Genomic DNA, 24,808 nt, shown 5'->3' with positions numbered 1-24,808 from the left:
CTCGTGCCTGAAGACCAATTAGCTTGCGGTTGCGTTCCCAAGTGCATTCAGCAGAGTGTTCAGATTGTGCTGGAACATCGCAAGGTAGCTGGTGGCAGGGCTACCCCGTTCCGACAAGGCGTCCGAGAACAGCCGTCCACCAATCACGATGCCAGTTTCATCCGAGATCTGCTGAATCAAAGTGGGGCTTGTGATGTTTTCAACAAACAACGCGGCAGCACCATCCGCCTTCAGTTGGTCAATCAGAACAGCAAGATCCTTGGCTGATGGCTCTGCCTCGGTGTCGATGCCAACCGGCGCAAGGAAAGTCAGGCCGTAGGCGTCTGCCAAATATCCAAATGCGTCATGTGCGGTCACAACCGTGCGGCGATTGGCGGGCAGACCTGCCAGCTTTGCCTTGGTTTCTGTATCCAGCGCCTCAAGCTGCGCGATATAGACCGCGGCATTGGCAGCGATTTCTTCGGCGTGCTCGGGCATCGCCTCTGTCATCACGTCGGCGACATTGGTCACGTAAATCATGCCATTCGACAGCGAATTCCAGGCGTGGGGGTCGATTTTGCCCTCGACTGTGACAGGCGTGATGCCGTCGGTGGCAACGTGCACGGTTGCGTCAGTGCCCGATTCAGCGATTAGGGTATCGGACCATGTCTCAAAGCCCAGACCGTTGACAAAGATGATATCCGCCTGGGCAACGGCCTTCGCATCTGCAACCGAAGGCTGATACACATGCGCATCCGCATCCGGACCCACGATTGTCGTAACTGTGGCCAGATCGCCCACGACTTCTTCAACCATGTCGCCGAGGATCGAAAAGCTGGCGACGATCTTGACGTTGTCTTCTGCCGCAACAGTCGGCAATGCAGCCAAAGCAAACGACACAGAGGCGATGCCGGCATAGAGTGACTTCACAAGAGTCATTGTGCTCTCTCTTCTTGTTGAATTTGGGCAATGGGGATGTCTTTGGAAACAGACGGTTTGCGCATCCGTCTGCCAAAACCAAGGGGACCGAAAATGGCCGAGAACAGAAAGAACCCACCGGCAACCAAAACGATCGCCGGGCCGGACGGCGTGTCCGGGAACAAGTAGGACAGGGTCAGGCCGATCCAGCAGCTGGACAAGGCAAACACAAAGCCCAGGACCAGTTGCCCGGTGATCGTACTGGCCCAATAGCGCGCGGCGGTCGCAGGCAGGATCATGAGGCCAACGGCCATCAACGTTCCCAGTGTTTTGAACGCGGCCAGCAGGTTCAGAACCAACAGCAGCATAAAACCCTGATCTACCAACCACGGCCGGCGCGTTTGAGTTTCGAAGAAAACCGGATCACAGGTGCTGACAATCAGCGGACGAAGCAGAACGGCGAATGCCAGCAATGTTACTGTCGCCACCCCGCCGACAAGGACCATCGACGCGTCGTCGATCCCAAGGATTGATCCAAACAGGAAGCTTTTTAGTGGAACTGCGGACCCTGCTGCAGACAGGATAAAGATACCTACCGCCAATGCGATCAGATACAGCGAGGCAAGGCTGGCATCGCTGCGCAGGATTGTCCGGCGTGCAAGAAAGGCGGTCAAAATGGCGACGCCAACACCCGCGATAAGCCCTCCGACCAGCAGTGACATGACTGACAAGCCCGCCGTGACAAAGCCGATGACGATGCCTGGCGTAATCGCATGGGCCATGGCCTCACCAGCCAGCGATAGGCGACGCAGAACAAGAAATGCCCCCACCGGCGCGACCGAAGCCGACAAAACCGTGGTTGCCACAAAAGCGCGACGCATGAAGGCAAAGCTCCACATTTCGACGATCAGGTCATACATTGGCGTGCTCCGGTGTTGAATGGGTGCCACGGAACATCCAGGACGCCTGACTTTCCGAGAGGTATCCTTGTGCAACCAGCCGGTCTGGTGTCAGAACGTCATACACCGGTCCGTGGGTCGCCTCTTGCCCGCCCAAAAGCAGCGCGTGGCTGCAATAATCCAGCACTGAGGAAAGATCGTGCACCACCAAAACCACCGCGCGCCCCTCATCGCGCCATCGGCGGATAATCGACAACAGATGTGCTTCGGTACTTTGGTCGACTGCGGCAAACGGTTCATCCAGCAGGATCAGCGGCGCGTCCTGCATGATAACCCGCGCGAACAGCGCGCGCTGCAGTTGCCCGCCCGATAGCATATGCAGAGGCCGGTCAGCGATATCCAGTACCCCGGCCTCATCCAGCGCGGCGGCCATCCGGTCACGCGCCGCGGCGTCCAGCCCGGTACGATAACCAAAGCCGCGCCAGGCCCCCATCGCGGCAAGATCCCTCACACGGATGGGAAATCGGCGGTCGAATTCGGTCATCTGCGCCAGGTAACCGATGTCACCAGGACGGCCCTGCGGCCAAGTCAAACTGCCCGAAAGCGGATCCATCAAGCCCAGCAGCATCTTTACAAAAGTGCTCTTGCCCGACCCGTTCGCACCAAGAACGGCCAGGGTTGTCCCAGCCGCGATATCCATGGAGAGGCGGTGAAACAATGTCAGGTCGCGGTAGCCCAACGTCAGATCGCGGATTTGTAAAACGGCCGACATCAAATCACCGCGTAAATCGCGAGCCACAAGATCGCCGACAGCGCCAGAGCCCCCGCGACCAGCACCGGAACACTGAATTCCGTCAAGCACTTACCCCTTTGGGTGTCAGCTTTTTGCAATGACAACGGCAACGCCTCCTGTGTTCGGACAGGGGCAAAGCGAGCGCAAGTTCGTGCACGGTACGGACCGCTTGAAACATTGTCATCTCCCTCTGGGACACCCCGCCCAGGTTCATCAATTTCGGATGGCAGGTCTCCTGACTTGCGGGTCAAAGCTATCCCGATCCTTCCCAGGCCATTGCCCAGTGGACGATCTCGGGTCGCTCGCCGCCTACAGTTGCGGGGGCAGTCACGGAATTGGCCTTTTTACAGATCCGTACCGTATTCCCTTTTATCCCTGACCGCAGAATACAGTCGGGAACCATCACGTGGACCAAATACGAATTGATTTGATTCGACAAGAGCGCGAACCAATCGGTGATGGCAATTTGTACCAGGCTCCAATCAGCCAAAAAAATTCTACGATAAGGGTGCTAGCAATGGCAGTGACTTCGCGGGGCTCACTCAGAAGGTTTCAGCCTGGATCTTGCAACGACCGGAACGTATAAACCTGCCAATACTTTGTTCGATTGGCTGCGGCGGCTCAAAGTTCCTCGACACACTCTTGACGACAGATACGCTTCGAAAGCTCACAGGCCCGAGCACAAAATACAAGAGTGGGTTTTGATTAAATGCTGTAACGGAAAGAAATTGATGGCCTTCGCAGCATTGCAGTTTTACCAGTGGTTCTTTTTCATTCCGGCATAAGCCTGTTCAGTGGAGGTTTTTTAGGCGTAGACGTTTTCTTCGTTATCAGCGGATATCTAATAACCTCTATTATCCTTGATGATCTTGGAAAAAATAGCTTCTTTCTTTTGAAGTTCTACGAGCGTCGGGCCCGACGGATCTTGCCTGCCCTGAGTGTCGTCGTACTGGTGTGTATTCCTATCGCTTGGTTTACCATGCTGCCCGATCCACTGGAAAACTTCGGCCAGAGTGTCGTGGCCACGATGTTCTCTCTGAATAATGTTCTTCTCACGCTAACAAGTGGATACTGGGACCTCGCGTCCGAGTTCAAACCTCTGGTTCACACATGGAGCCTGGCAGTTGAAGAACAGTTTTACATAGTTTTTCCGCTTTTGCTTATGGCCCTGTACCCGGTACTTAAACACAGAACGGATCTGCTGGTTTGGGCTATCATCGGGTCCAGTTTCCTGGCGAGCGTACTGTTGGTTCAAACCCACCCGGAGAGCACATTTTATCTTCTGCATACACGCGCCTGGGAACTCGGATTCGGTGCATTGGGGGCATGTTGGGAAAATAAGCGCAAGGTTAGAGCGAGCAACAGTCTTTCGCTACTTGGCCTTATAGCGGTGATTGCATCTATGGTGATCTTTGACGGGACCATGCAACACCCGTCATACCTGACAGCCGTTCCGGTCGTCGGGTCTTTGCTCGTTCTCCTCTATGCAAAGGAAGGCACTTTTGTCGCCAAACTGCTGAGCATCAGAATTCTGGTTGGCATTGGCCTGATCAGCTACAGCCTGTATCTCTGGCACCAACCAATTTTCGCATTTGCGCGCATTGCGAGCTTTGAGGAACCCAGCCCGTATTTTCTTGCCAGCTTGATACCATTTGCATTCCTTTTGTCCTATCTGACCTGGCGTTTTGTCGAACAACCGTTTCGCAACAAAAACGCGATCTCTCTTTCACGCCTTGTTGTTTCGTGCACCGCAGTGACCGCAACGCTGTGTGCTGTTGGGCTTTCGCTGTATCTCGGCCAAGGCTTCCCTACACGCGTTTTCGACACGGATCGAGAGGTCGCAGCGGGGATGCACATTTGGTATAATCACCGCATCAGCCAATACGACGCAGATAAGTTTGATACGAACAGCGGCATCAACGTTTTGATTGTCGGAAACAGTCAGGCCCGTGATTTTGCGAATATTCTCATTGAGATGGGCATAATGAAGGATGCAAATCTAATTTATCGCGACGCGCTCAATGTTTGCGAGCCCAGGCTTTGGGACGATGACACAAAATCTTTGATACAAAATGCTGACGCGACTTTCTTGCCAATCGTCAACCTTTCTGGCGCTTGCAAACTCTTTCTTGAAAACGGGCTTGCCGCGCAACACAATATCGTCTTCGTCGGCCCCAAACACTTTGGTTACAATCTCAATGCATTCACCTTACTGCCCAGATATGGTCGGCCAAACTATACGACGAAGGTATTCGAAGAAATAGTTGAGGCAAACAGGCAGAATGCGTCGGTCATACCGGCTGGTTTGTATGTCGATATCATCAGCTACGCGACCACAAATGGGAATCAGATCCATGTTTTCGATCAAAATGGAGACATTATTTCTGCGGACCGAGTGCATATTACCCAAGCCGGAGCCCAATTCTTTGCTTTATTGATGAAAGACCATCCAGCGTTTGAGATCTTTTTCTAACGCTGGGTCTTCGCATGTTCTGTCCTGATCAAAAGAAACAGATATGTGCGGCTTTAAAGTCTAAAATGAGAGCGATGGCCTTCTTCCAAATCGAGTTGCCGGGTGGTGCCATTTCCTCAGCCTCCCGACAATAGTCTCGATCCGATTACCCCGGCGTTTGCGGTCATCCGAAGTTTAGATCAGGGAAATGCGCGCCGGATGTAACAGTACTTCCGTCACGACGGCGGCCCGGCCCCAAAACAAATGCTGCCCCGCTGGAGGCACTTAGGGGGCAAAAGCCCCCACATTCTTCTCCCAAACATCGCCAAACAACCCAGCGGCAGGGCATTGCGTCCTCGAATTTGGCTCTGTGGCCCTAAACGTCACCAGCAAAACCGCCCCTTGACCTGACCGACCGGGTAGCAAGTCAAATCTGGCGATTTGAGATGCGATTGGGCTCTAAGCGACTCCGCAACCGCTTCGAGATGTGAAATTGGCAGGACATGCACGACATCATCGGAGTCGCATTTACAGACGCGTTGGGACGCATTCGTTACCTTATGCCTACATCCCGCTTTGGGTTTGAGCGGTTCAAGGACAGCCATGCACTGAGAAAAATTCTGGACAATTCGCGTTTCAAATCCGTTTCGGAGGTATACCCACACTCACAACTGTATCCTGTTGCTTCCACAATGCTTCCAGTCAGTTTGGACCTAACGCAAAAAGCCTCGCGTTATGCGAGGCTAAGTATTTGATATCCGACCTTAAAGTTTGGTTGCGGGAGCAGGATACCAACGATGTTTGCAGTCTCTGCTCTACAGTACCGCATAGGCGCAATTCACATTTTTGCTCAGGTTCTTCTTAGTCGCGTGATATGTGTCGAGACTGTTGCACTTATGCACTATCGTCCGCTTCGCGCTGGCAAACGGACATCCGACAGAAACAGTCAGATGACCGCTTCGAGCCCGAATCGGACGTATTTTCGTGACTCCAAAAATGTTATTTTAGAACAAAGGGACAAACTGTCTAAGTCACAAAACAGTGTTGATCGAAATTAAAGCCTAAACTCGACTAAAGGCTTCCTCGATACTCAGGAGTCGCACGGTCAAAAACAAAGCCGCCCACAAAGTGAACGGCCTTGAAGCATTGGCACAGGTCAATTGGTCAGAGAAGCATTGCACTCACGCGCCGCTTCAATCGCCTTCTTGGTACCAGCAAGGCTTATGTCGAAAGCAAAATTGGACTCCGGCATTACAATCATCGTTTCGCGTTCCATCACGTCTGTGACGAAGTCAGGATTGTTAGCAAGGAGATAACCGCCCTTGTACCCGTCTGCCAAGTTGGGTGGAGCTGCTGTCGTATCGCCATAGTACAATTTGTTGTCCATGAGCAGCTCGACTTTATCATCCTTAAATTCGATGTCCGCCTTTGTAAAAACACCCATGTAGCCGAAGTCTTTGTCTGGGGTCAGACCCATTTGAACAACGTTGGTATTCTCATCTACCCGTTCGATCAGGCAAGTATTTCGGCTCTTATCCACAAAAATATTCCAGCCGGATTCCTCGCCGTAGTTTACGAACTCTGCGTTGTCTTTTGGCAGAATGTTTTTGTCCTTGGCATGTCCTACGGTTGCTCCGCATGCAAGAACAGCAGCGGCAACAAGCATCATGGTTGTCATTTTCATAGGAACACTCCCATTAAAATATCGCATAATGAAGATATGAGAATAAACCGTTAACGCGAGTCTTCAAACCAAAAAAATGGCTGCGTCTTTTCGAAAGGCTTGAAAAGCGTTTGATAGAGCGACCACCTTATGCAACAGGACCGAACCAGATCTAGAAGGTCCGGTCGGTCGCTCTGCAAACGGAAACTCATTACAACCCAATCCCCAAGAAAACCTGCATCGTTCGGAGGGAAACCGAGTGAACACCGCGGGCAGTAGTTTAGGGGTGTTGTTTTTACGGTACTGACCGAAAGATGGATCAATGTGCCCCGCGTCACCTTTATCTGGGATGATAGGCGACGCGGGGATTTAGTCTGGTCATGGGACTGGCCAGACTATCTCGAATGTGTGGTTCATCGTGGGTCTAAGCTGAGTTGGCATGAACACTAGATCTGTACACTATTGTTCAAATTCGAAACCCTACGATTGCAAGGCGCGACTACAATTCTGACGCGTACCTGTATGCATATATGTACATGCACGTTAAAATCACGCGAGAGCAAACTTCTTGGCGCGCGTAAAATTACTTGAATTGTTGTTTTTTAGATTCAAGTATTCGAATGCGTAGCAAATTTGTATTACCTCTGGTGCTCGCGCATTCGCCAGACTTGTCTGGTTGTCTCCTTGAGACGCAAGTGAGTGGTGTCGCCAGGAGGCCATTATTTTCGGTTTAATGGGTCTAATAAACAAAGCCTTAAATTCGACGTGCACAGCAAATCTATGACCCCTCCACGCAAACTTTAGTTTCGTTCGCAAAACCGTGGTTCCTCCAATTTGAGAGGTTCTCTATATCGACAGCGGCCCAAAGATCTGTGGTGTTCGTCACAGTGAAATATTCAAATATAGACATAATTCTGGATTTGTTGCGTCTGAGTGTGCTCTCTTCGACCGTTAAAGAAGTAGGGGACAGATAGATGAGACGAGCACTGAGAACGTTGACGATCTGGTCATTCATTTGGTTCACGGCATTAGCGAGCGCTTTTCCTGCCGGCGCGCAAGAGACTGAGGCGGACCAAGAGGCTGTGGAAGTCGAGAATGACAATCTTATAAATGCAGTCGTAGATGAGATGATTGTTGCCGACGATCTCGAGATCCTACTTGTTCCCTTAACCGCGGAAGAGCTTTCCCAGATCGCTGGTACTTGGCAGAGTTATGTGCGCTCGCGGCTCGAAGAAGTCGCGCAGGTAAACTTGCAACTTCGGTCGGCGAGCGGAACTCGGGAAGACAGCTTGCGATCTCAGTTGGGGTGACGGTTCCGCTGCTGACATCGATACCTTTTGGGATCCGCGCTCTCTTGTGTCCGATCGCGCGAACGCTGCCTCTTGTGATCTCCAGACAGGTCGACCCGTAGCATGTCAGCCCGCTTGTGTTGATTTGGATGGCAGTCTGACCGTTCGCGTCAGTGACCAATGGAGCCTGTGTAGGCGGGCTGCACGCTGAAACCAGCAACGCAAACCCAAAATAGATCCATCCGTTCATACGAAATTCCCTTTTTCCCTAAAATAGGCTGGCAGCTGTTCAGTCAAATCTGTCGGGTATCAGCTTCGAGCGCATCGAAGACGCTCTCGAAATATCATCGCATGATCGCATCGAGTCCAAAGCGGACCAGCACCGAAACCCGTAATGTTCTCGCACGGACGAAAATCTCAAACGTCGGTCAATTTTACCATAGTAGCAGGCTTGCTTTTTGCGCCTCGAAACCTTTTGGCGTCGGAAAAAGCGAGCGCATCCTGGCAACAAGTTCGATCTCACCATCCAGCATCTTTCGGACAGTGTTCAACCAGTTATTGAAGGTTTCAGATTCCCAATGATCTTGGACCGCGGCTTCGTTTCTGAACACTTCGTAGAAATAGAAACGATTTGGGTTTGTCTCATCCACCATAATATGAAACTGGAAAACATCGGGTTCTTCACTGACAACATTTTGCGCTTGGAAGATGCTGGCGTCCAAAAATGGCTGCCGATACTCAGGTTTTACGTTGATCACGAAGAACCCACCAAACATTGCATCGTCCATATTTGTCTCCCTCATTGACCTAAAAGCGGCGAAGGTCGCAAAACACACCTGTCCTGCTGGATAGCGTTAACCTACAGCACTGCGATACCCACGAACCTAAGCGGGTATCCTTTCTTTATCTGCTTCACCCCATCCTAGCGCGCGTGCAAGTTCGTGTGACATTGTGGTAAGTGTATGGCCAATCTTTTCTCGCTTCGAAGGTGTAAACACCCGAAGAGACGCCGTAGCGCCGATTGAAAGCGTCGCACCAACACCTGTCTTGGTCAGCGTTGTTGCGACAGAACTGATCCCGTGCTCGAGCTCTTCAACACATACGGCATACCCTTTGGCTCGAATGACATCGAGTTCCGCGGCCAGATCCTTAGGGTCTGTAATCGTGCGATCTGTGTACCGCTTAAGCTGCCCATCCAATCGGTCTTGAGACAGCAGCTCAGGCGACACGGCGGCGATTGCCTTGGCGCAAGAGCAAGCGTGCATTGGTCGTTTGCCCATACCTGGATGAAGAAAAGACACGCCCGTCTGCGGTGTCTCCACATGAATAATCTCAACCCAATGGCCCCGTAGCCGAGACAAGAAAAACGCAGCGCCATAGTCATTAGCGGCGCCAGAGAGGACAGGCGCAATCACCTGCAAAAGAGCGGGATCAGAGTGATCGCTCAACGTGATACGCTTTAGCCTAATCCCAATCGCGAACTCACCGCGGGTTGGTGATTCAAGTAGGCCGGACAAAACAAGGTCTTGAACCAGCCTGTAGGCCGTCGGTTTAGGTATATCGGACTGGGCACAGATATCCGCTACGGACGCACGTCCTTTTTGACCCACGATTTCCAAAATCAGCGCTAATCGTTCGAGATGCATTTTTCTCACTTTATGATAACTAATTTTTCGATATACGATACAATTTAGGGAATCAAGGGAGGAGCATACGATGGATGGACAATGCTGTGGACCGGGCTTCAAGAGTCCGCAAGAAGCCATCAAAGCCCCCCGAGAAAAGCTACTCTACACGATCGCCATCTACACCGGGACAGGGATTCAGAAACCTGATTACCTTGCTACAGTGGATGTCGACCCTAACAGCTCGACCTATTCTCAGGTAATCCATAGGCTGGAAATGCCGGGGATTGGGGACGAGCTTCACCACATGGGGTGGAACGCCTGTTCGTCCTGTCACGACGACGGCTCGATGTCCCGCAAATACCTGATCCTGCCGGGCGTACGCTCTAACAACCTTCATATCGTTGATACAGCCACTGACCCGCGTGCGCCGCGGTTGCATAAGGTCATCGACGGGGCGGAAATCAAGGCCAAGACAGATTTATCGGGCCCGCATACGGTGCATTGTTTGGGCTCGGAAATCATCATTTCCTTCCTTGGAAATGCCAAGGGTGAAGCTCCTGGAGGCTATCTGCATCTCGATAAAGAGTTCAACATCGTCGGTCGCTGGGAAACCTCGATGGGCGAGATCAAATTCGGCTATGACTTCTGGTACCAACCACGCCACAACGTGATGGTCAGTTCCGAATGGGCTGCGCCCAATACCTTCATGCCGGGCTTCGATCTGGAAGAAGTGGGCCATCTGAAATATGGGCGCGAGCTGCATTTTTGGGATTTCGAAAAGCGCGAACCGGTCGAAAGCTTCTATCTGGGTGAAGACGGGCTGTTGCCACTGGAAGTCAAGTTCCACCATGACCCCGACAGCACGCATGGGTTCTGTGGCGCAGCTCTTTCGACCAATGTGATCCATTGGTGGCAAGACGATGCAAAAAAGTGGCAGTGGGAAAAGATCATCGACGTGGAAAACGAGATGCACCCCGAATGGCCGATCCCGTTGCCGGGGGTTATGTCGGCGATCCTGATTTCGATGGACGACAAATACTTGTACCTGAACAATTGGCTGCATGGAGATATGCGCCAGTATGACATCACCGACCCGCATAATCCCAAGCTGACCGGCCAAGTGTTTATGGGGGGCCTTTTGGGTAAAGCTCCGATCGTTAACGGGGTCGAGGTCGCGGGTGGTCCGCAAATGTTCCAGCTCTCTCTCGACGGGCGAAGGCTTTATGTCACGACCTCGCTGTTCTCGACTTGGGATAACCAGTTCTATCCCGAGATCCGCGAAAAGGGCGGGGTTATGGTGATGATCGATTGCGACCCTGAAAACGGTGGTATGAAGATCAACGAGGATTTCATTGTGGACTTTGGCAAAGAACCGAATGGTCCATCGCGCTGTCACGAGAGCCGGTATCCGGGCGGTGATTGCACAAGCGACATCTGGCTATGACTATGTATACCGTGACGATCGCGAACAGAGATGGCGCGCAATACTGTGTGGATGCGCGGCGCCCACTTCTGGAAACGCTGAGAGAACAGGGCGTCGACTTGCCTTTTGGGTGCAAGTATGGCGGCTGCATTACCTGCGCGGCAAAACTAAAGACTGGCGCGATCGATCAACGCCGACAGGTTGCGCTGAATAATCGGCAAATCGCGAACGGCTATGTGATCCTTTGCGTGGCACGTCCGACATCCGACATCACGCTTGAGATCGGGGTCGAGAGCCATGGCAAGCTGTACCGCAATCCGTTTCTCGACCCTCTCAAACCCCACGAACTCAAGGCTGACATTGCGACGCCGAAGGAAAGTTAACCGATGCCCGAAGCAGATATCGACCACATCTACGATTACGACCCCAATTACCTCGCCGACATCCTGCAGTCGGTTAAAACCATTGCAATGGTGGGGGCTAGCGCGGACAAAACGAAATTCAGCTATGGCGTTCTGCGACAGCTGAGTGAAATCGGCTATGATATTCTACCGGTGAATCCTAACCCGAATGTTTCGGAAATTAGAGGGCTCAAAGTCTACCACTCATTGGAAGAGATCGACAAACATGTTGATATGGTAGACGTTTTCCGCCCGAAGGAAGAGTTATATGCCTTTGCCGAGAAGGCTATCGCAATCGGGGCAAAAGTTCTTTGGGGTCAAATCGGTGTGTATGACGACAAAGCAGCGCAACTCGCAGAAGCGGCGGGCCTTAAAGTCGTGATGAACCGATGCCCCAAGATTGAACTCTTCCGCCCATTTTGGAAGCCGCGCTTGGACCTAAAGATATGATGGAAATTCGATTGGTAGCGGCCTCCTCAGCATCCAATGAGGGTGCCAATTGAGATATTGTGCTTACGGAAGAGAAGACAAGTAATCCTGTCACTCTACACAACCGCCTAGTCTAAAACCAAAAATGTCCGATTTGTTTGGAGAACCAAAGGCCGCTTTGTCCGCAGAGTGGTCATTCGTCGCAACTCTCTCCAATATCTGCTTCGCGGACAAAGCTGCCTTTCGTGTCGATGTTGTCAATCACAGCAAACAGACCCATTCCAGACGTTGACCGCAACCCGGGGTGCTGGAACGAAGACTGCAAGGGCGTCAAAATGCGCTTGAATTGCGACTTTTTAATCCCTTGGCGGTGGATGTTTGCTAGCAACCAAAGGACAATTCTCTCTTACGCTGCGCGTCTCTGATCAAAGCTGCAAGTCGATAGAAGCCATGAGCCATCTTGGTGTATGGTACGAGCAGGAAGAACGTCAGAACCGAGCCAAGGTGGATGGCAAGCAGCGCGGGCATCAGAGCAGTTGAACCGAGGACGTAAAGGACCAGCCCGCTCAGCCCGACAAAGCCGAGCAATAGGACGAAGCCGATTTCGCCGCCCCATGCAGACGGGTCGCCAAGCTCGCGATCCGACTTTTGCTTGAGCAGAACCATGGCTGCACAACCTAATGTCAGCAAAACACCACCGGAAACGCCGAAGAGTTTTGGCAGAGACCAGAACCCGTAGGGCGCGTGCAACCCGAACCCGTAGTGCATAACCGTCGCCACCGAGGTCGACGCAAAGCACAGCAGGAAGCCGTACATGATGGCGTGGTGAATGTGGCGTCGGGCCTGACTGAAGCGGTCTTCGTCCTCGAAATTGCAACCCTCGCCGTGGCCTGCGGCCAAGTCTTGCATATTGCCAGCGCGTTTGAACGCAACTGTCAGATCAGATATTTGGATGGGTTTGCCACCGACCTCCGCCCAATAGCGCCTCAGGCTGATAGCCAAGCTAAAGAGTGGCAACAAGAATGCCGGCGCAAAGATTGCAACCATCACATTGTGGGACAGGACTGCATAGAACCCCTCTCCTCCGCTGGAACCGATAACGCGAATTGCCCAGAACAGCAGGACAAAACCGATGACCAGGGCCAGCGCGATCGCGCCACCATGCGTATGGAACCGCCGCGCCAAAGGCTGCGGCCAAGCAAAGCTTTCCCAACTGTCCCGCCGCACTTCAGCGAGAGCTTTCGGCAGGTTTAGGTCAAACTCGTGCGGTGCCGTATACTGACAAGCGTAGTAACACCCTCTGCAGTTGTGGCACAGGTTGGCCAGTTGCGTGATGTCTCCATCCGAGAACGCGCGTTCCGCGTGCAGCGACGGGAAGACCGAACAATAGCCCTCGCAATAGCGGCAAGCGTTACAAATCTCGGCCTGACGGCGGGCTTCTTGGATAAGTTCAGTTTGCATAAGCAGCGGCCTCACGTCCTGCGATGCGTCCAAAAACGGTTCCGATGGTCATGCCGAAACCGGCCAGATACCCCTGCCCCAGGATCGACCCGGCCATGGTCTCGCCGGCGGCCCAAAGGTTTTTGATCTTTCCGTTGGCGGTCGAACATTGCGCTGTGTCGTCGACCTTCAGGCCCAGATAGGTGAAGGTCACACCGGTGCGCAGCGAATAGCCATAAAACGGAGGCTCGGTGATCGGACGCGCCCAGTTCGTCTTGGGCGGCGTCAGACCCGAGGTCGTGACCCCGTCCAACTCAGTCGGATGGAATCCACTGGTATCGCCGCATGCTTCGTTGAATTCTGCAACGGTCGCCTTCAGCTTGTCGGCGGGCAGATCCATCATTGCAGCCAGTTCTTCCAGGGTGTCCGCCTTCAGTGGTGGAAAGACCGACGGCATAAACAGGTTTAGCGACTTAGCATCGATGATCACATAGCCAACTTGATCCGGTTGGGCCGCCACCAGACGTCCCCAGATCGCATAGCGCTTGGGCCAAACGTCTTCGCCCTCGTCATAAAACCGCTCGGCATTCTTGTTCACGACGATTGAAAACGGCACACAGTCCAGGCGGGTGACGATACCGCCATCGAACTTCGGCGCGCGCCCGTCAATGGCGACGGCGTGGCACTGGGTCGGATCGCCGACGCTGTCCACACCTTGATCCAACAGATCGGACAGAACCACACCACGGTTATAGGGTGTGCCCCGGATCAAGAAGTTCTTGGCAGGCTCACCCCATGCACGGGTCAGCCAATCGGTGTCGGCCTGAAACCCACCTGAGGCAACGATGACAGCTTTGGGCGTGATGCGATGAGATTGGCCCTCATAGGTGTAATCGACCCACTCGATCCGATCACCGTTCAACTCCAGATGCGTGACAGCAGCTTCGTACAGAACATCGACACCCAGACCCGCCGCAGTTCGGCAATAGGCGTTCACCAGAGACTTCCCGCCCCCCATGAAGAAGGCGTTGGTCCGCGCCAGTGACAGGGTCCCGGACAGGGATGGTTGGAACCTGACGCCGTGTTCTTCCATCCACGGAAGGCATTCCTCGGAGGTTCGGATCGCGAGGCGAGCAAGATGTTCGTCGGTTTTGCCGCCAGTGACCTTGAGCAGATCTTCAAGATACTCATCTTCACTGTATTCTTCGATCAGCGGGCCCAGAGGAGCGCTATGCATACAACGAAAATTGCGTGTATGGCGCGAGTTTCCACCACGATAGGGTTTTGGCGCTGTCTCGAGGATCAGAACACGGGCGCCTGCCTCGGCAGCAGTCATCGCGGCGCAGAGGGCAGCATTCCCACCGCCGATCACAGCGATATCATAAGCTTCCTTTTGGGTGGCCATATCCTGTCTACCTATTGATTTTTGTCGGTTGTCCGGTCGCGTTCTTGCAACGCCCGAATACGCATCCGTTGTGCAGCCTGAATATGCGCGCGCATTTCTGTTTCAGCCGCTGCGCCATCACGGGCCTTTAAGGCAGCCATGACGCGCTTATGCTCTGCCACTGCTGTCTCGGCCCGATCACCGTCCAGCAATTGCGATGGCCCAAGGATCAACAGCGCTTTTTGCAAAGACAACATAGACTTGGCAAGAAACCGGTTCTTTGCTGCGTCCAAAAGTGTGGCGTGGAAAATCCGGTTTATCCGAGCCGCTTCCGAGCCTGTGCCAGCCTCAGCCAAGCGATCATTCAAAACGCCCAGCTCGTCCAACTCGACATCCGACGCTGCACGTGCCGCTAGTCGTGCCGCCGTTCCCTCGAGCACCGCGCGCATCTCATAAAGCTCCATTACTTCGGCATAATCGAGGCTGCGTACGGTTGCGCCCTGCCGTGGCACATGAGTTACTAGCCCGTCGGACTCCAACTGCCGGATAGCTTCGCGCACAGGGGTGCGACTGACGCCCAATCGTTCTGACAACTCAATCTCGCGTAGGCGTTCGCCAGGCTGAAGTGTGCCATCCCGAATCTCATCCAGCAGGTGTTGATACGCTGAATTGCCTTGTGGGCCAGGCTGATAGGGGTCGTCTTGAATGGTCATCGAGCGCTCACTTGTCTTTTTGCGTCCACTTGTATACATTTGGATACGTTGTGAGTCAATATTTTCGAAAGCCGTGCCTTGCCCACCCAAAACAAAACACCCTCTTTCCTGACAAAGCGGGCCGTAACACTGGTCCTTGCGCTGTTGGGCACCGGAGTATTTTGGGCGTTGAACCTGCCGCTGCCCTTTCTATTCGGCCCAATGAGCGCGTGTCTGATCGCCGCCCTAGCGCATGCCCCTATGGAAGGTTTTGGTCAGATATCGGTTGCAGCGCGCACCATACTCGGCGTTGCAGTTGGGGCTTCGATTACCCCTGCCCTTTTTGTCGAATTGCCGAAGATGGCCGCGTCTATAGCACTGGTCCCGTTCTTTATCCTGCTGATCGCGCTGGTAGGCGTGCCATTCTTTCGCAAGATTTGGGGCTTTGACTCCACGACCGCGTTTTATGCTGCCATGCCAGGCGGATTGCAGGACATGATCATCTTTGGCGCCGAAGCAGGCGCCAACCCGCGTACGCTATCCCTGATCCACGGTACGCGCGTGCTGATCATCGTGACACTGGCCCCACTGTTTCTGACAGTGTTCTACGATGCCCAGCTCACCAACCCAATCGGAGAGCCTGCGCGCGACCTGCCAATACATGAGTTGGCGCTGATGGTACTGGCCGCCCTTATAGGCTGGAAAGGCGGTGAGAGGATCGGCCTGTTCGGGGCATCCATCCTCGGCCCAATGATCCTGACATCGGCTCTGTCACTGGGTGATTTCATTCATACCCGACCGCCGCGCGAGGCTATCCTTGCAGCGCAGTTCTTTATCGGGTGCGGGATAGGCGTGAAATTCGTAGGCGTCACTTGGGTTGAACTCCGCCGGGTGGTTGCAGCGGGCTTCGCCTATGTCATCGTCCTTGCCATCTTGGCCGCCGCTTTCACCGCTGTTGTCACCACGTTGGGGCTCGGCCAGCCGGTCGAGGCCTTCTTGGCCTTTGCCCCCGGCGGACAGGCCGAGATGACAGTGCTGGCTATCGTTTCGGGCGCGGACCTGGGCTTTGTGATCACGCACCACCTGACAAGGATTGTGCTGGTGATCATCGGTGCGCCAATAGCAGCCAACCTTATCCTGCGCTGGTCCAAACCTCGGGGTTGATCATGTGAATGGGAGCGCCTTCAGCATAAGCGTTCACCTGATCGAAAATGTCTGAGAATTGCAGGTCAAATTCGTCCTCGGTCACAAAACCTATATGTGGTGTCGCAATCAGGTTTGGGTGCGATAGCAACGGATCATTCGGGTCAATGAGCGGCTCGGAATCGAAGACATCAATTGCGGCCTTCCCCGGGCGACCGGCTTTCAGCGCGTCCAACAAAGCACCCGGAGCGATCAGCCCGGCCCGGGAGGTGTTCACAAACATCCCGCCCGGTTGCATCTGCGAGAAATCTGACGCTGTGATGATACCTTGCGTGTTGGGCTTCAGGCGGACGTGGACCGAGACAACATCGCTGTTGGCAAAGAACGCTTCACGGCTTGTGGCAATCTGCACGCCGTCGGCCTGCGCGCGTGCCCGGCCATCGTCCGAGGACCACCAGACCACATTCATCCCGAACGCCTCGGCGTAGTCAGCAACAGCGCGGGCGATACGGCCATATCCATACAGCCCCAGTTTCCTCCCCCTCAGGGTCTTGCCAACTCCGGCCTGCCAATGTCCGATTTTGACCGAGGCCATCTGCGCAGGCAAATCGCGCATCCCCGCCATGATCAGCGCCCATGTCAGTTCGGCTGCGGCATATGAAGGCGTGCCGCCATGCATGTTCGAACACAGCAGCACTCCGTTGTCCGAGCACGCCTGCACATCGACGTGTGGATATACACTGCGCTGACTGATCAACTTCAGGTTTGGGAGTTTTTCAACCAAACCGCGGGTGATCTTGGTGCGTTCGCGAAACAACACCAGCGCCTCAGCCTCCTGCAAGCGTTCAGCCAATTCGCTGGTATCCTCGACATGATCTGTCCAGACCTTCACGTTATGGTCAGATAGCTTTTCAAAACAGGGCAGGCCCTGCAGTGTGTCAAACCAGTCATCCAGAATGTGTACTTTCATCGACTTTCTATACCCTACTCGGTGCTCAGTTTTCTTGGCGTCGGCACAAAATGACATGTGTCGAGTGCTTCAAGCGCATTGCGAACCCGTTCTCGTTGATCCAGCAAATGGTTGAATTGCTCATCACACCCGGCAATCGGTGTCGGGTAGTCCGCGATGTCCCTCCGCAGAACCGACTGCGCCAGCCTGAGTTCCTGACGCGCGATATCAAGGCATTCGGAATAGTCGTCCATCGTGATATCCTCATGATGTATACCATAGTATACCCAATGAGAATTGTCATTTCAACTGCCGTTCCACTCAGATTCCGGCACATAAACATGCCCATCCGCCAATTTACGCGCAGTCCTTACCAGACCGGCAGAAATTACGTTGAACTCCCCGTCGTTCGAGAAGTCCACCAGAACGTCGATCTTGCCCGAGGCGTGCTCCAACACAACTTCAGCCGGGCTTGAACCCGGACGATCAAGCAACCCGTCTGCGACGGTTCCGGGCGTCAAAGCGCAAGATGCCATGCATTGCGCACCCGTAACGGCCATTGTTGGGTGGGTTTTCCATGGCATGAAATACCGAACCGCAAGGGTTCCACCCTCTCTGGCGGGTGCCATCAGGCCGAATTTGGGAGTTACAGATTTCGATACGTCCCCCATACCCATCAGTTTCCCGGCTTCGATCCGTACTGCCTCCATCCGGTCAAAGAAAGCCCGGTTGGTATTTAGCTCTTCAACGCTTTCATACCCTGTCAGTCCGAAATCCGCTGCCCGGGCTATGGCCATTGGCATAGCGACATCCATGCAAGTCAGCTCGATCCCCTGCGCTGTATCGCGCAAATTTCCTGTGGGTAGAAATGAACCTGTCGCCGAGCCCACAACGCCCATAAAGCTCAGTTGCACGGGTGCAGAATGACCGGGAACCCCCGCGATTTCCGCATCGCCCTCGTAGACCAACTCACCGCCCGGGGTCTGTACTTTTGCAACGACACGGGCACCCGTATTTACAGCGCGAATGCGGATTTCGGTCTCATCGTCGTTGGGCCGAAGCAATCCCATTTCGATCGCAGCTGGACCAACTCCGGAGAGGATGTTCCCGCAAGTTGGTTTAAAATCGACCAGCTTCTCATCAACAGAAACCTGCGCGAAGAAATAGTCGATATCCGCCCATTCGTCCTCGCTGACGGATAGCATCGCCACTTTGGTCGTCACTGCGTTACCACCACCGATCCCGTCGATGTTGAGCGCTTGTCCGGCCCCGAGGGCAGCAACCAGCACATCAGCCAGCTTGTCCCTATCTTCAGGCAGATCAGAGCGTCGAAAATAAGGCCCTCGGGAAGTGCCGCCGCGCATGAAGACATATGGGATTGCTGTCTGGGTCATTGCGAACCCTCCTTTACAAACCTTTGAAATTTCTCATTTCAGTGCTGTCCGGCCCGCCTTATTGGCCGGCCGGGCATCCGTGGAGCGCCTACTTGAGTGGCCATGGCAGGTTCACCATGTCTTGCAGCAGACCCGGCGGGAAATCCCGGTTCAGGGCACCAGCCATGAAGCACATGAAACCGATGCCGCAGGCCGTCAGGAGCAGGGTCACCTGCCAGCTGGACCCGGCGCGAATGCGGAAGAATGCAATCAGGAACCCGATCAGGGCGAGGACGAACCCCACAACCCAGGTGGCCGCGATCAGACCCGCAAACCACGCGAGTGTTGACCAAAGTCCATGTGGCGCGCTTGCATCCTCGCCGGCAATTTCCTTGTCGGCAAAGATTGCATCCCCCTCGGGTCGCCGCATCATCTGGATCAACAGAATGACGCAGCAGAACAGCGACACGCTACCGATCACCAGCGGGATGATCTTGTCGGTCATGTTGTAGTCAGGGATCATGTTGGCATTGACCAAAGCCACGATCAGATAGGCCATGATCACCAGCAAAAAGATCAGCGGCGCGCGCTTGCTTCCGGATTTGACCTCACCTTCGGCCATGATCATCTTAGCTTGGCGAATACCCAGAATGACCGAAACCACGGTAACCACGATCAGCACGATAACGATCGGGCTGAAGACATATTCCATCCCCTCACCAAAGCTTTTGCGGAAGCGGAAAGAGGCAATCTGGAACGCCTGGTTGGTGAACTTCTCAACCGGGTTCGACAGCACGAACCCAATCAGAAAGGCCGGTCGCGACCAGTCGAAACGGCGCAGGAAAATACCGATCAGGCCGATGACGAACAGGGCCAGCAGGTCTTCGAAGTTTTGACCGGACTGGAATGCCGCGAAGCTGATCAGCATGAACAGAAACGGCGCCAGATAGGTGAAACGGATTGTCGTCAGCTTGGCTATCCCACCCGAGGCCGCGATGCATAAGATGGTGCCCACCACGTTGGCGAGAGCCAGCAACCAGACAATCGAATAGGTGATGTCGAGATTATCCTTGAGCATGCTAGGACCGACCTCGATATCTCCGGATCCCAACAGTGCGACGGCGCCGATAAAGATCGCCATCGAACCCGAGCCGGGGATACCAAACAGTAGCGTTGGGACAAGCCCCCCGCCCTCCTTGGCATTGTTCGAGCTTTCCGGCCCGATGACGCCACGCACTTCGCCTTTGCCGAAGTTGCTTTTGTCTTTGGTCGATTGAACCGAATGGCCATAAGCGATCCAGTCAACAACCGAGCCACCAAGACCAGGAATGACACCGACAACCACGCCAATGATCGAACAGCGGACCGACAACCAGATGTTCGCAGCCCAGTCTTTGACCCCATCAAACCAACCAGCTCCTAGCAAAGCGCCCTTGGCAATGGATCGGTCTTGACGCAGCAGCGAGACGATTTCCGGCACCGCAAAGATACCCAAGCCAACGATGACCAATTTCAGACCGTCGGTCAGATAAGGAATGTCATAAGTGGCCATACGAAGTGAGCCGCCTGCATCCGCCTCGCCAATCGTGCCAACCATCAGGCCCAGCCCTGCGGCGGCGACACCCTTCAACGGGATACGCCCGGCGAGAATGGCGACCATCGACAAACCAAGAATGGTGATCATCAGCATCTCGGGCAGACCGAATGCCAGAACGATGGGCCGCGCGACCAAAATGAACATGGTCAGAAAAGTTGCGCCGACCAAGCCGCCAAACAGCGATGAAGCAAAGGCCGCTGACAATGCCCGCGCGGCTTCGCCTTTCTTCGCCATCGGGAAACCATCCAACACCGTAGCCTGCGAGGCAGAGCTACCTGGGATGCCCATAAGAACTGACGCGAAGGTGTCAGAGGTCGGCACAACGGCGACCATCCCGATCATCAACGCCAATCCAAGGATTGGGTCCATACCGAACATGAAAGGCAGCAATAGGGACAGACCAGCAATACCGCCAAGCCCAGGGAAAACACCCACGGCCAGTCCCATGACGACACCGAGAACAAGATATCCCAGAACGATAGGTTGCAGGATCAGACCCCACGCGTCACTAAGCGCAGGAACAGCTGTGGCGAAAGCCTCCATAGCGGCCGCCTTTCATAAATTGTCTTGTGTTTGGAAAAGCGCGCGCCCGACATTGGGGCACGCGCGGTGGTGTTTGGGCTTAGTTCAGCTCGACACCATAGGCTTCTTTGAGCCAGTTCAGAACGTAGGCTTTTGCGTTGTCGTCGACGTTTGTCGCGGTTTGCAATGCCGCTTTAGAGCCGTCACCTACGAACACTGGGTATTTGCCCACGCGCTTTGAGGAGATGTCGGCAAAGTCGCCGCGCTCCGTCACAGCCTGGAACGCTGCTGTGTATGCGTCGACCACTTCCTGAGGTGTATCACCCGGCAGGAAAGCCAGCTTCTGAACCGGGAACCCGGCTACAAAGAACGCTTTCCACGCATCCCATGCCTCGCCGCTGGTTTCACAGCCATCGGTGGCTTCGCACACTTCTTTGAAAGTCGGGATATCCGGGAAAGTCGGGTCGCGAACGATGTTGCCGTCTGCATCCAGAGCACCCCAGGTCATCATCGGAACAGCCTGACCGGATTCAACCAACGGGGCCGAACCACCCAAGTAGCCGGACGAGGTCTGATAATCGATATTGGCTTCGCCACGTTCGAACATCAGACGACCGTCTCCGCGTCCCTTGATGCCGAAGACCGGCTCGACATTCATGCCAAGCATTTGCCAGGCCAACAGCGGGACAAGGTCAAGACGCGTCGCACCCTGCGAACCGTAGATGAAGTTGGTGTCCTTCAGAGCATTCGCCGAGCCATCAAACTTCGCGCCATCCTCTGCGTTCAGGTAAGCAACGCCACCGGTTCCTGATGCCATGACAGGAATCCAGTCATTGTATTCATAGCGCACCCGCGGATCACTAAGCAGATATGGGAATTGAGTTGAACCGGAGGTGCCAAACAGCAGCGTACCGTCGTCATGGCTCTGCTCCTGGAACCAGTTCGCGCCCTTGGTCGAACCAGCGCCCGGCATGAATTTCACCACTACGGTCGGTTGACCCGGCAGCGCTTCGGACAAAAGCGGCGCAAAGAAGTTGGCCCATTTGGCAGACCCGCCGGTTTCCGAGAACGGGATGACCCATTCCACAGTCTTACCCGAGAAATCAACCTCGGCTGCGGCAGGTGCGGCGATACCGGCGGCGGCGATCAGCCCCACGACGGCGCGACGGGTGAAGTTGGAAATGGTCATTGGTTCCTCCCTGTTGACCAGACAACCACGTCAACGCCCTCGGCGCTACCGTGATCGCAAATAGAACTGTGGGGTTGATTCCCCCTCCCATCTGGCAATCATGGAGTGCCAACCTTGCGCGAAACTTGCAGGAGACCCGATGCGGATCGTCATCGTCGAAGACAACGAGACCCTCGCCAAAGCTATTGCCTATCGCTTACGTGACCGAGGTCATGCAGCAGAAGTGCTTTTGGATGGCTATGAAGCTGACTTGTATCTTGCGCAAGAGGGCGCGGACTTAGTTGTTCTGGACATCAATTTGCCTGGACAGTCGGGACTGGAGATCCTGAAATCTCTTCGCAATCGTGGTGACGGCGTACCGGTGATCTTGCTTACGGCACGTGCCGAAACAAGCGACCGGGTTTCGGGGTTGGATATGGGCGCTGATGACTATCTGGTTAAGCCATTCGAAATGGACGAGTTGGAAGCACGTATCCGGGCGCTTTCTCGACGCAAGGAACTCGACTACGGAGCAAAAGAGAGCATCGGCGCCCTGGAATTCGACCGCGCTGCCCGTCAGGTAAGTGTACAGGGCGAGGTTATGGATATTCCGCGGCGGGAAATCGCGGTGCTTGAGTGTCTGCTGGAACGCAGGGGCAGAATTGTTCCCAAAAGCCAACTAACGGATTACGTCTACGGCGTGGGTGCCGAAGTCGAGGCCTCCGCCGTCGAGCCTCATGTATCGCGGCTGAGAAAACGTCTTCAAGATCTGGGTATTAGAATAAAGACAGCCCGTGGTCTGGGGTATCTGCTTGAGGTGCAGAAGTGATCAATCACGGCTCGCTCAGGTTAAGACTTTTCATTCTTATCCTAACCCCCTTGGTGTTAATTGCCGCTCTGCTTGGTCTTTGGCGCTTTATGATAGCGCAGAATACGGCCCAGGAATTGTTCGACGACAGCCTGTTATCTGCAGGTCTCGCAATATCGCGAGATGTTGCGATTTCGGGAGGTGATGCGCTGTCACCAACGACACGCAGCATGATCCGTGACGCATCAGGCGGAGAGATTTTTTACCACGTAACGGGCCCCGGCGGCATCTATGTGACAGGCTATGCCTACCCCCCGGCCGCCACCAACCCGTCTGATCAAGAGGTGTACAAGCCGCAATTTTTCGAAGCGCTCTACCGCCAAGAACCAGTGCGCGTTCTTAAGATGACAGAACGCGTGACCATAGAAAATCTAATCGGAGATGCGACAGTTACAGTCTGGCAACGTATGGCGGATCGCAACGCTTTCGCGAATGAATTGTCAATCCGCGCAGGAATTCTAATGGGAATTCTGCTGGCCACCCTCGCCATAGTGGTGTGGTTCGGCGTCGCGCGCGGCCTTAGGCCCTTGTTGGATTTGCAGGACGCAATTGACCTGCGTTCACCAGATGACCTCAGTGAGATCAAGCGCCCTGTCCCAATCGAAGTTCAAGGTGTTGTCAGAACCCTGAACCGGCTTTTTGGACAGGTGGAAAAAAGTATCAACGCCCACCAAGTGTTTATATCCGAAGCTGCACATCAACTGCGGAATCCAGCGGCGGCCGTGCAGTCAATGGCCGAAGCGCTGCAGGATGCGAAAACGGATGACGACCGAGAAAAACGCATCTCAGAGCTTGTTGCAGCGGCTAAAAACTCAGCAACAGTCGCCGAACAGCTGTTGTCACTTGAGAGGCTCAGGCAGCCGACGCACCAAGACCAAATGGATAAAATTGACTTTCGTTCGGTCGTGGAAGAGGCCTGCGCTGAGATGGGAGTTCACATCCTCGCAAAGGGTATCGAGTTTGATGTCACGATGCCTGAGACGGCAGTCACTGTATCCGGCGATCGGGTCTTTCTGATTGAGGCTTTAAAGAACCTGCTGGACAACGCAGTCAAACACGGTGGCCCAGAGTTGAGCCAAATCTCAGTTGTGCTGCGGTGTGATAATAAATTCCTCAACCTAACCGTGGCGGATGACGGAGCTGGCCTTTCGCCAGACCAAAGCGAAGTCGCATTCAATCGGTTTTCTCAGTTGGAGTATTCCGAGGGCAGCGGATTGGGGTTATCAATCGTCTCTGCAGTGGCGCAGCGCCACGGAGGAATTGTCGAAATCAACCGAGTCGAAAGAGGAGCTAGCATTACGCTTGAGCTTCCCATAGTCCTGTAAGCTGTTTCTAATTTCACTCGGAACCCAAAACCAGTCAATGTCAACGCGAGTTTTTGCGATTGCTGCGAAAGTCAGGTTTTCGCCCTGAGCGAAGAACGCAGCTCTCAAAATCTGTATCTATGTCGTCTTTGGGCTCAACCTGTGCTTCACCCCAACATGTCGAGGCTCTATCACTCCAAAGTCAGCGATCTTGCCAACGCCCTCAATGAGCCCGACGTACGCAGCGAAGCTGCTGAGGCGCTGCGCGCTCTGATCGACAAAGTGCTGCTGACACCTTCTGAAGATGGATATGACATTGATCTGCATGGAGATCTTGCCGGCATCCTCGCCTTAGCGTCTGACAAAAAAGCAAAAACCGCCCAAGCCGACATGGCTGAGGCGGTTTCGCAATTATCGTTGGTTGCGGGAGTAGGATTTGAACCTACGACCTTCAGGTTATGAGCCTGACGAGCTACCGGGCTGCTCCATCCCGC

General features: G+C 54.2%; 23 protein-coding genes and 1 riboswitch. Of the genes, 9 read left to right on the top strand and 14 right to left on the bottom strand.

All coding sequences use genetic code 11. The features are described from left to right. Positions 1–18: 18 nt before the first annotated feature. From AC2FI8_RS22670 to AC2FI8_RS22660, 3 genes are read right to left on the bottom strand one after another with little or no spacing between them, the layout of a single operon-like run. A complete protein-coding gene (locus AC2FI8_RS22670) occupies positions 19–918 on the bottom strand; it encodes a metal ABC transporter solute-binding protein, Zn/Mn family (protein WP_496770800.1) in 900 nt (299 codons plus the stop codon). Next, positions 915–1,817: a metal ABC transporter permease gene (locus tag AC2FI8_RS22665; protein ID WP_496781050.1), complete on the bottom strand. Its 903-nt coding sequence runs from the start codon at positions 1,815–1,817 to the stop codon at positions 915–917. The genes AC2FI8_RS22670 and AC2FI8_RS22665 overlap by 4 nt, the downstream gene beginning before the upstream one ends. Further along, positions 1,810–2,568 carry a metal ABC transporter ATP-binding protein gene (locus AC2FI8_RS22660; RefSeq protein ID WP_496781049.1) on the bottom strand — a complete coding sequence of 253 codons (759 nt, stop codon included), beginning with the start codon at positions 2,566–2,568 and terminating at the stop codon, positions 1,810–1,812. The genes AC2FI8_RS22665 and AC2FI8_RS22660 overlap by 8 nt, the downstream gene beginning before the upstream one ends. Positions 2,569–2,797: 229 nt before the next feature. Next, a riboswitch (cobalamin riboswitch) is annotated at positions 2,798–3,008 on the bottom strand. A 308-nt stretch (positions 3,009–3,316) separates the two neighbouring features. On the opposite strand from AC2FI8_RS22660, the gene AC2FI8_RS22655 reads away from it, so the two are divergent. Beyond that, positions 3,317–5,062, top strand: coding sequence for an acyltransferase family protein (locus AC2FI8_RS22655; protein WP_496781057.1), 1,746 nt, complete (start codon positions 3,317–3,319; stop codon positions 5,060–5,062). Between the two features lie 1,135 nt (positions 5,063–6,197). On the opposite strand, the gene AC2FI8_RS22650 is transcribed toward AC2FI8_RS22655, so the two are convergent. Then, a complete protein-coding gene (locus tag AC2FI8_RS22650) occupies positions 6,198–6,725 on the bottom strand; it encodes a hypothetical protein (protein ID WP_496781048.1) in 528 nt (175 codons plus the stop codon). Positions 6,726–7,678: 953 nt separating this feature from the next. On the opposite strand from AC2FI8_RS22650, the gene AC2FI8_RS22645 reads away from it, so the two are divergent. After that, positions 7,679–8,014 (top strand): hypothetical protein, encoded by a 336-nt coding sequence (locus AC2FI8_RS22645; protein WP_496781047.1) that lies wholly within the window; start codon positions 7,679–7,681, stop codon positions 8,012–8,014. A 413-nt stretch (positions 8,015–8,427) separates the two neighbouring features. Here the strand turns inward: AC2FI8_RS22645 and AC2FI8_RS22640 are convergent, their stop codons facing one another. After that, the gene (locus AC2FI8_RS22640) at positions 8,428–8,769 is read right to left on the bottom strand and encodes a putative quinol monooxygenase (RefSeq protein WP_496781046.1); all 342 of its coding nucleotides are present in this window, start codon (positions 8,767–8,769) and stop codon (positions 8,428–8,430) included. 108 nt (positions 8,770–8,877) lie between these two features. After that, positions 8,878–9,639, bottom strand: coding sequence for an IclR family transcriptional regulator (locus AC2FI8_RS22635; protein ID WP_496727365.1), 762 nt, complete (start codon positions 9,637–9,639; stop codon positions 8,878–8,880). A 70-nt stretch (positions 9,640–9,709) separates the two neighbouring features. Between AC2FI8_RS22635 and AC2FI8_RS22630 the strand changes: the two genes are divergently transcribed. From AC2FI8_RS22630 to AC2FI8_RS22620, 3 genes are read left to right on the top strand one after another with little or no spacing between them, the layout of a single operon-like run. Further along, entirely contained in the window at positions 9,710–11,065 is a 1,356-nt protein-coding gene (locus AC2FI8_RS22630; protein ID WP_496781045.1) for a selenium-binding family protein, read from the top strand. Further along, positions 11,062–11,427, top strand: coding sequence for a 2Fe-2S iron-sulfur cluster-binding protein (locus AC2FI8_RS22625; RefSeq protein WP_496781044.1), 366 nt, complete (start codon positions 11,062–11,064; stop codon positions 11,425–11,427). Before AC2FI8_RS22630 ends, AC2FI8_RS22625 begins: the two co-directional genes overlap by 4 nt. Before the next feature lie 3 nt (positions 11,428–11,430). Then, positions 11,431–11,895: a CoA-binding protein gene (locus AC2FI8_RS22620; protein WP_496770747.1), complete on the top strand. Its 465-nt coding sequence runs from the start codon at positions 11,431–11,433 to the stop codon at positions 11,893–11,895. A 360-nt stretch (positions 11,896–12,255) separates the two neighbouring features. On the opposite strand, the gene tcuB is transcribed toward AC2FI8_RS22620, so the two are convergent. The 3 genes from tcuB to AC2FI8_RS22605 are packed head-to-tail and all read right to left on the bottom strand — an operon-like array spanning position 12,256 to position 15,411. After that, the gene (gene tcuB / locus AC2FI8_RS22615; protein WP_496781043.1) at positions 12,256–13,335 is read right to left on the bottom strand and encodes a tricarballylate utilization 4Fe-4S protein TcuB; all 1,080 of its coding nucleotides are present in this window, start codon (positions 13,333–13,335) and stop codon (positions 12,256–12,258) included. Continuing rightward, positions 13,325–14,719 carry an FAD-dependent tricarballylate dehydrogenase TcuA gene (gene tcuA / locus AC2FI8_RS22610; protein WP_496781042.1) on the bottom strand — a complete coding sequence of 465 codons (1,395 nt, stop codon included), beginning with the start codon at positions 14,717–14,719 and terminating at the stop codon, positions 13,325–13,327. The genes tcuB and tcuA overlap by 11 nt, the downstream gene beginning before the upstream one ends. Positions 14,720–14,730: 11 nt before the next feature. After that, positions 14,731–15,411: a GntR family transcriptional regulator gene (locus tag AC2FI8_RS22605; RefSeq protein ID WP_496727370.1), complete on the bottom strand. Its 681-nt coding sequence runs from the start codon at positions 15,409–15,411 to the stop codon at positions 14,731–14,733. Between the two features lie 78 nt (positions 15,412–15,489). On the opposite strand from AC2FI8_RS22605, the gene AC2FI8_RS22600 reads away from it, so the two are divergent. Then, a complete protein-coding gene (locus tag AC2FI8_RS22600) occupies positions 15,490–16,554 on the top strand; it encodes an AbrB family transcriptional regulator (protein ID WP_496770758.1) in 1,065 nt (354 codons plus the stop codon). Here AC2FI8_RS22600 and AC2FI8_RS22595 read toward each other — a convergent pair. From AC2FI8_RS22595 to AC2FI8_RS22575, 5 genes are all read right to left on the bottom strand, one after another. Next, positions 16,523–17,503, bottom strand: a complete 981-nt coding sequence (locus AC2FI8_RS22595) for a D-2-hydroxyacid dehydrogenase family protein (protein ID WP_496781041.1) — start codon at positions 17,501–17,503, stop codon at positions 16,523–16,525. The two genes, AC2FI8_RS22600 and AC2FI8_RS22595, sit on opposite strands and share 32 nt — an antisense overlap. Before the next feature lie 14 nt (positions 17,504–17,517). After that, positions 17,518–17,736 carry a hypothetical protein gene (locus tag AC2FI8_RS22590; RefSeq protein WP_496770775.1) on the bottom strand — a complete coding sequence of 73 codons (219 nt, stop codon included), beginning with the start codon at positions 17,734–17,736 and terminating at the stop codon, positions 17,518–17,520. Positions 17,737–17,787: 51 nt separating this feature from the next. Then, entirely contained in the window at positions 17,788–18,876 is a 1,089-nt protein-coding gene (locus AC2FI8_RS22585) for a 4-oxalomesaconate tautomerase (protein WP_496781040.1), read from the bottom strand. Positions 18,877–18,964: 88 nt separating this feature from the next. Then, positions 18,965–20,995 (bottom strand): tripartite tricarboxylate transporter permease, encoded by a 2,031-nt coding sequence (locus AC2FI8_RS22580; protein ID WP_496781039.1) that lies wholly within the window; start codon positions 20,993–20,995, stop codon positions 18,965–18,967. Positions 20,996–21,074: 79 nt separating this feature from the next. Then, entirely contained in the window at positions 21,075–22,163 is a 1,089-nt protein-coding gene (locus tag AC2FI8_RS22575) for a tricarboxylate transporter (RefSeq protein ID WP_496727376.1), read from the bottom strand. Positions 22,164–22,302: 139 nt separating this feature from the next. On the opposite strand from AC2FI8_RS22575, the gene AC2FI8_RS22570 reads away from it, so the two are divergent. The 3 genes from AC2FI8_RS22570 (at position 22,303) to AC2FI8_RS22560 (ending at position 24,776) form a co-directional block, all read left to right on the top strand. Then, a complete protein-coding gene (locus AC2FI8_RS22570) occupies positions 22,303–22,971 on the top strand; it encodes a response regulator transcription factor (protein ID WP_496727377.1) in 669 nt (222 codons plus the stop codon). Next, a complete protein-coding gene (locus AC2FI8_RS22565) occupies positions 22,968–24,335 on the top strand; it encodes a sensor histidine kinase (protein WP_496781038.1) in 1,368 nt (455 codons plus the stop codon). Before AC2FI8_RS22570 ends, AC2FI8_RS22565 begins: the two co-directional genes overlap by 4 nt. A gap of 141 nt (positions 24,336–24,476) precedes the next feature. After that, entirely contained in the window at positions 24,477–24,776 is a 300-nt protein-coding gene (locus AC2FI8_RS22560; protein ID WP_496781037.1) for a hypothetical protein, read from the top strand. Positions 24,777–24,808: the final 32 nt, after the last annotated feature.

The organism is Ruegeria sp. CDSB029 (genome assembly GCF_059611125.1).
Note: the sequence above shows the minus strand (reverse complement) of the source record. Positions and strands in the feature narration are given on the sequence as shown.

Bases quoted from the DNA above. Each gene is read 5' to 3' on its own strand.
- AC2FI8_RS22670 (WP_496770800.1), bottom strand. From the start codon at position 918: ATGACTCTTGTGAAGTCACTCTATGCCGGCATCGCCTCTGTGTCGTTT.
- AC2FI8_RS22665 (WP_496781050.1), bottom strand. From the start codon at position 1,817: ATGTATGACCTGATCGTCGAAATGTGGAGCTTTGCCTTCATGCGTCGC.
- AC2FI8_RS22660 (WP_496781049.1), bottom strand. From the start codon at position 2,568: ATGTCGGCCGTTTTACAAATCCGCGATCTGACGTTGGGCTACCGCGAC.
- AC2FI8_RS22650 (WP_496781048.1), bottom strand. From the start codon at position 6,725: ATGAAAATGACAACCATGATGCTTGTTGCCGCTGCTGTTCTTGCATGC.
- AC2FI8_RS22645 (WP_496781047.1), top strand. From the start codon at position 7,679: ATGAGACGAGCACTGAGAACGTTGACGATCTGGTCATTCATTTGGTTC.
- AC2FI8_RS22640 (WP_496781046.1), bottom strand. From the start codon at position 8,769: ATGTTTGGTGGGTTCTTCGTGATCAACGTAAAACCTGAGTATCGGCAG.
- AC2FI8_RS22635 (WP_496727365.1), bottom strand. From the start codon at position 9,639: ATGCATCTCGAACGATTAGCGCTGATTTTGGAAATCGTGGGTCAAAAA.
- AC2FI8_RS22630 (WP_496781045.1), top strand. From the start codon at position 9,710: ATGGATGGACAATGCTGTGGACCGGGCTTCAAGAGTCCGCAAGAAGCC.
- AC2FI8_RS22625 (WP_496781044.1), top strand. From the start codon at position 11,062: ATGACTATGTATACCGTGACGATCGCGAACAGAGATGGCGCGCAATAC.
- AC2FI8_RS22620 (WP_496770747.1), top strand. From the start codon at position 11,431: ATGCCCGAAGCAGATATCGACCACATCTACGATTACGACCCCAATTAC.
- tcuB (WP_496781043.1), bottom strand. From the start codon at position 13,335: ATGCAAACTGAACTTATCCAAGAAGCCCGCCGTCAGGCCGAGATTTGT.
- tcuA (WP_496781042.1), bottom strand. From the start codon at position 14,719: ATGGCCACCCAAAAGGAAGCTTATGATATCGCTGTGATCGGCGGTGGG.
- AC2FI8_RS22605 (WP_496727370.1), bottom strand. From the start codon at position 15,411: ATGACCATTCAAGACGACCCCTATCAGCCTGGCCCACAAGGCAATTCA.
- AC2FI8_RS22595 (WP_496781041.1), bottom strand. From the start codon at position 17,503: ATGAAAGTACACATTCTGGATGACTGGTTTGACACACTGCAGGGCCTG.
- AC2FI8_RS22590 (WP_496770775.1), bottom strand. From the start codon at position 17,736: ATGGACGACTATTCCGAATGCCTTGATATCGCGCGTCAGGAACTCAGG.
- AC2FI8_RS22585 (WP_496781040.1), bottom strand. From the start codon at position 18,876: ATGACCCAGACAGCAATCCCATATGTCTTCATGCGCGGCGGCACTTCC.
- AC2FI8_RS22580 (WP_496781039.1), bottom strand. From the start codon at position 20,995: ATGGAGGCTTTCGCCACAGCTGTTCCTGCGCTTAGTGACGCGTGGGGT.
- AC2FI8_RS22575 (WP_496727376.1), bottom strand. From the start codon at position 22,163: ATGACCATTTCCAACTTCACCCGTCGCGCCGTCGTGGGGCTGATCGCC.
- AC2FI8_RS22570 (WP_496727377.1), top strand. From the start codon at position 22,303: ATGCGGATCGTCATCGTCGAAGACAACGAGACCCTCGCCAAAGCTATT.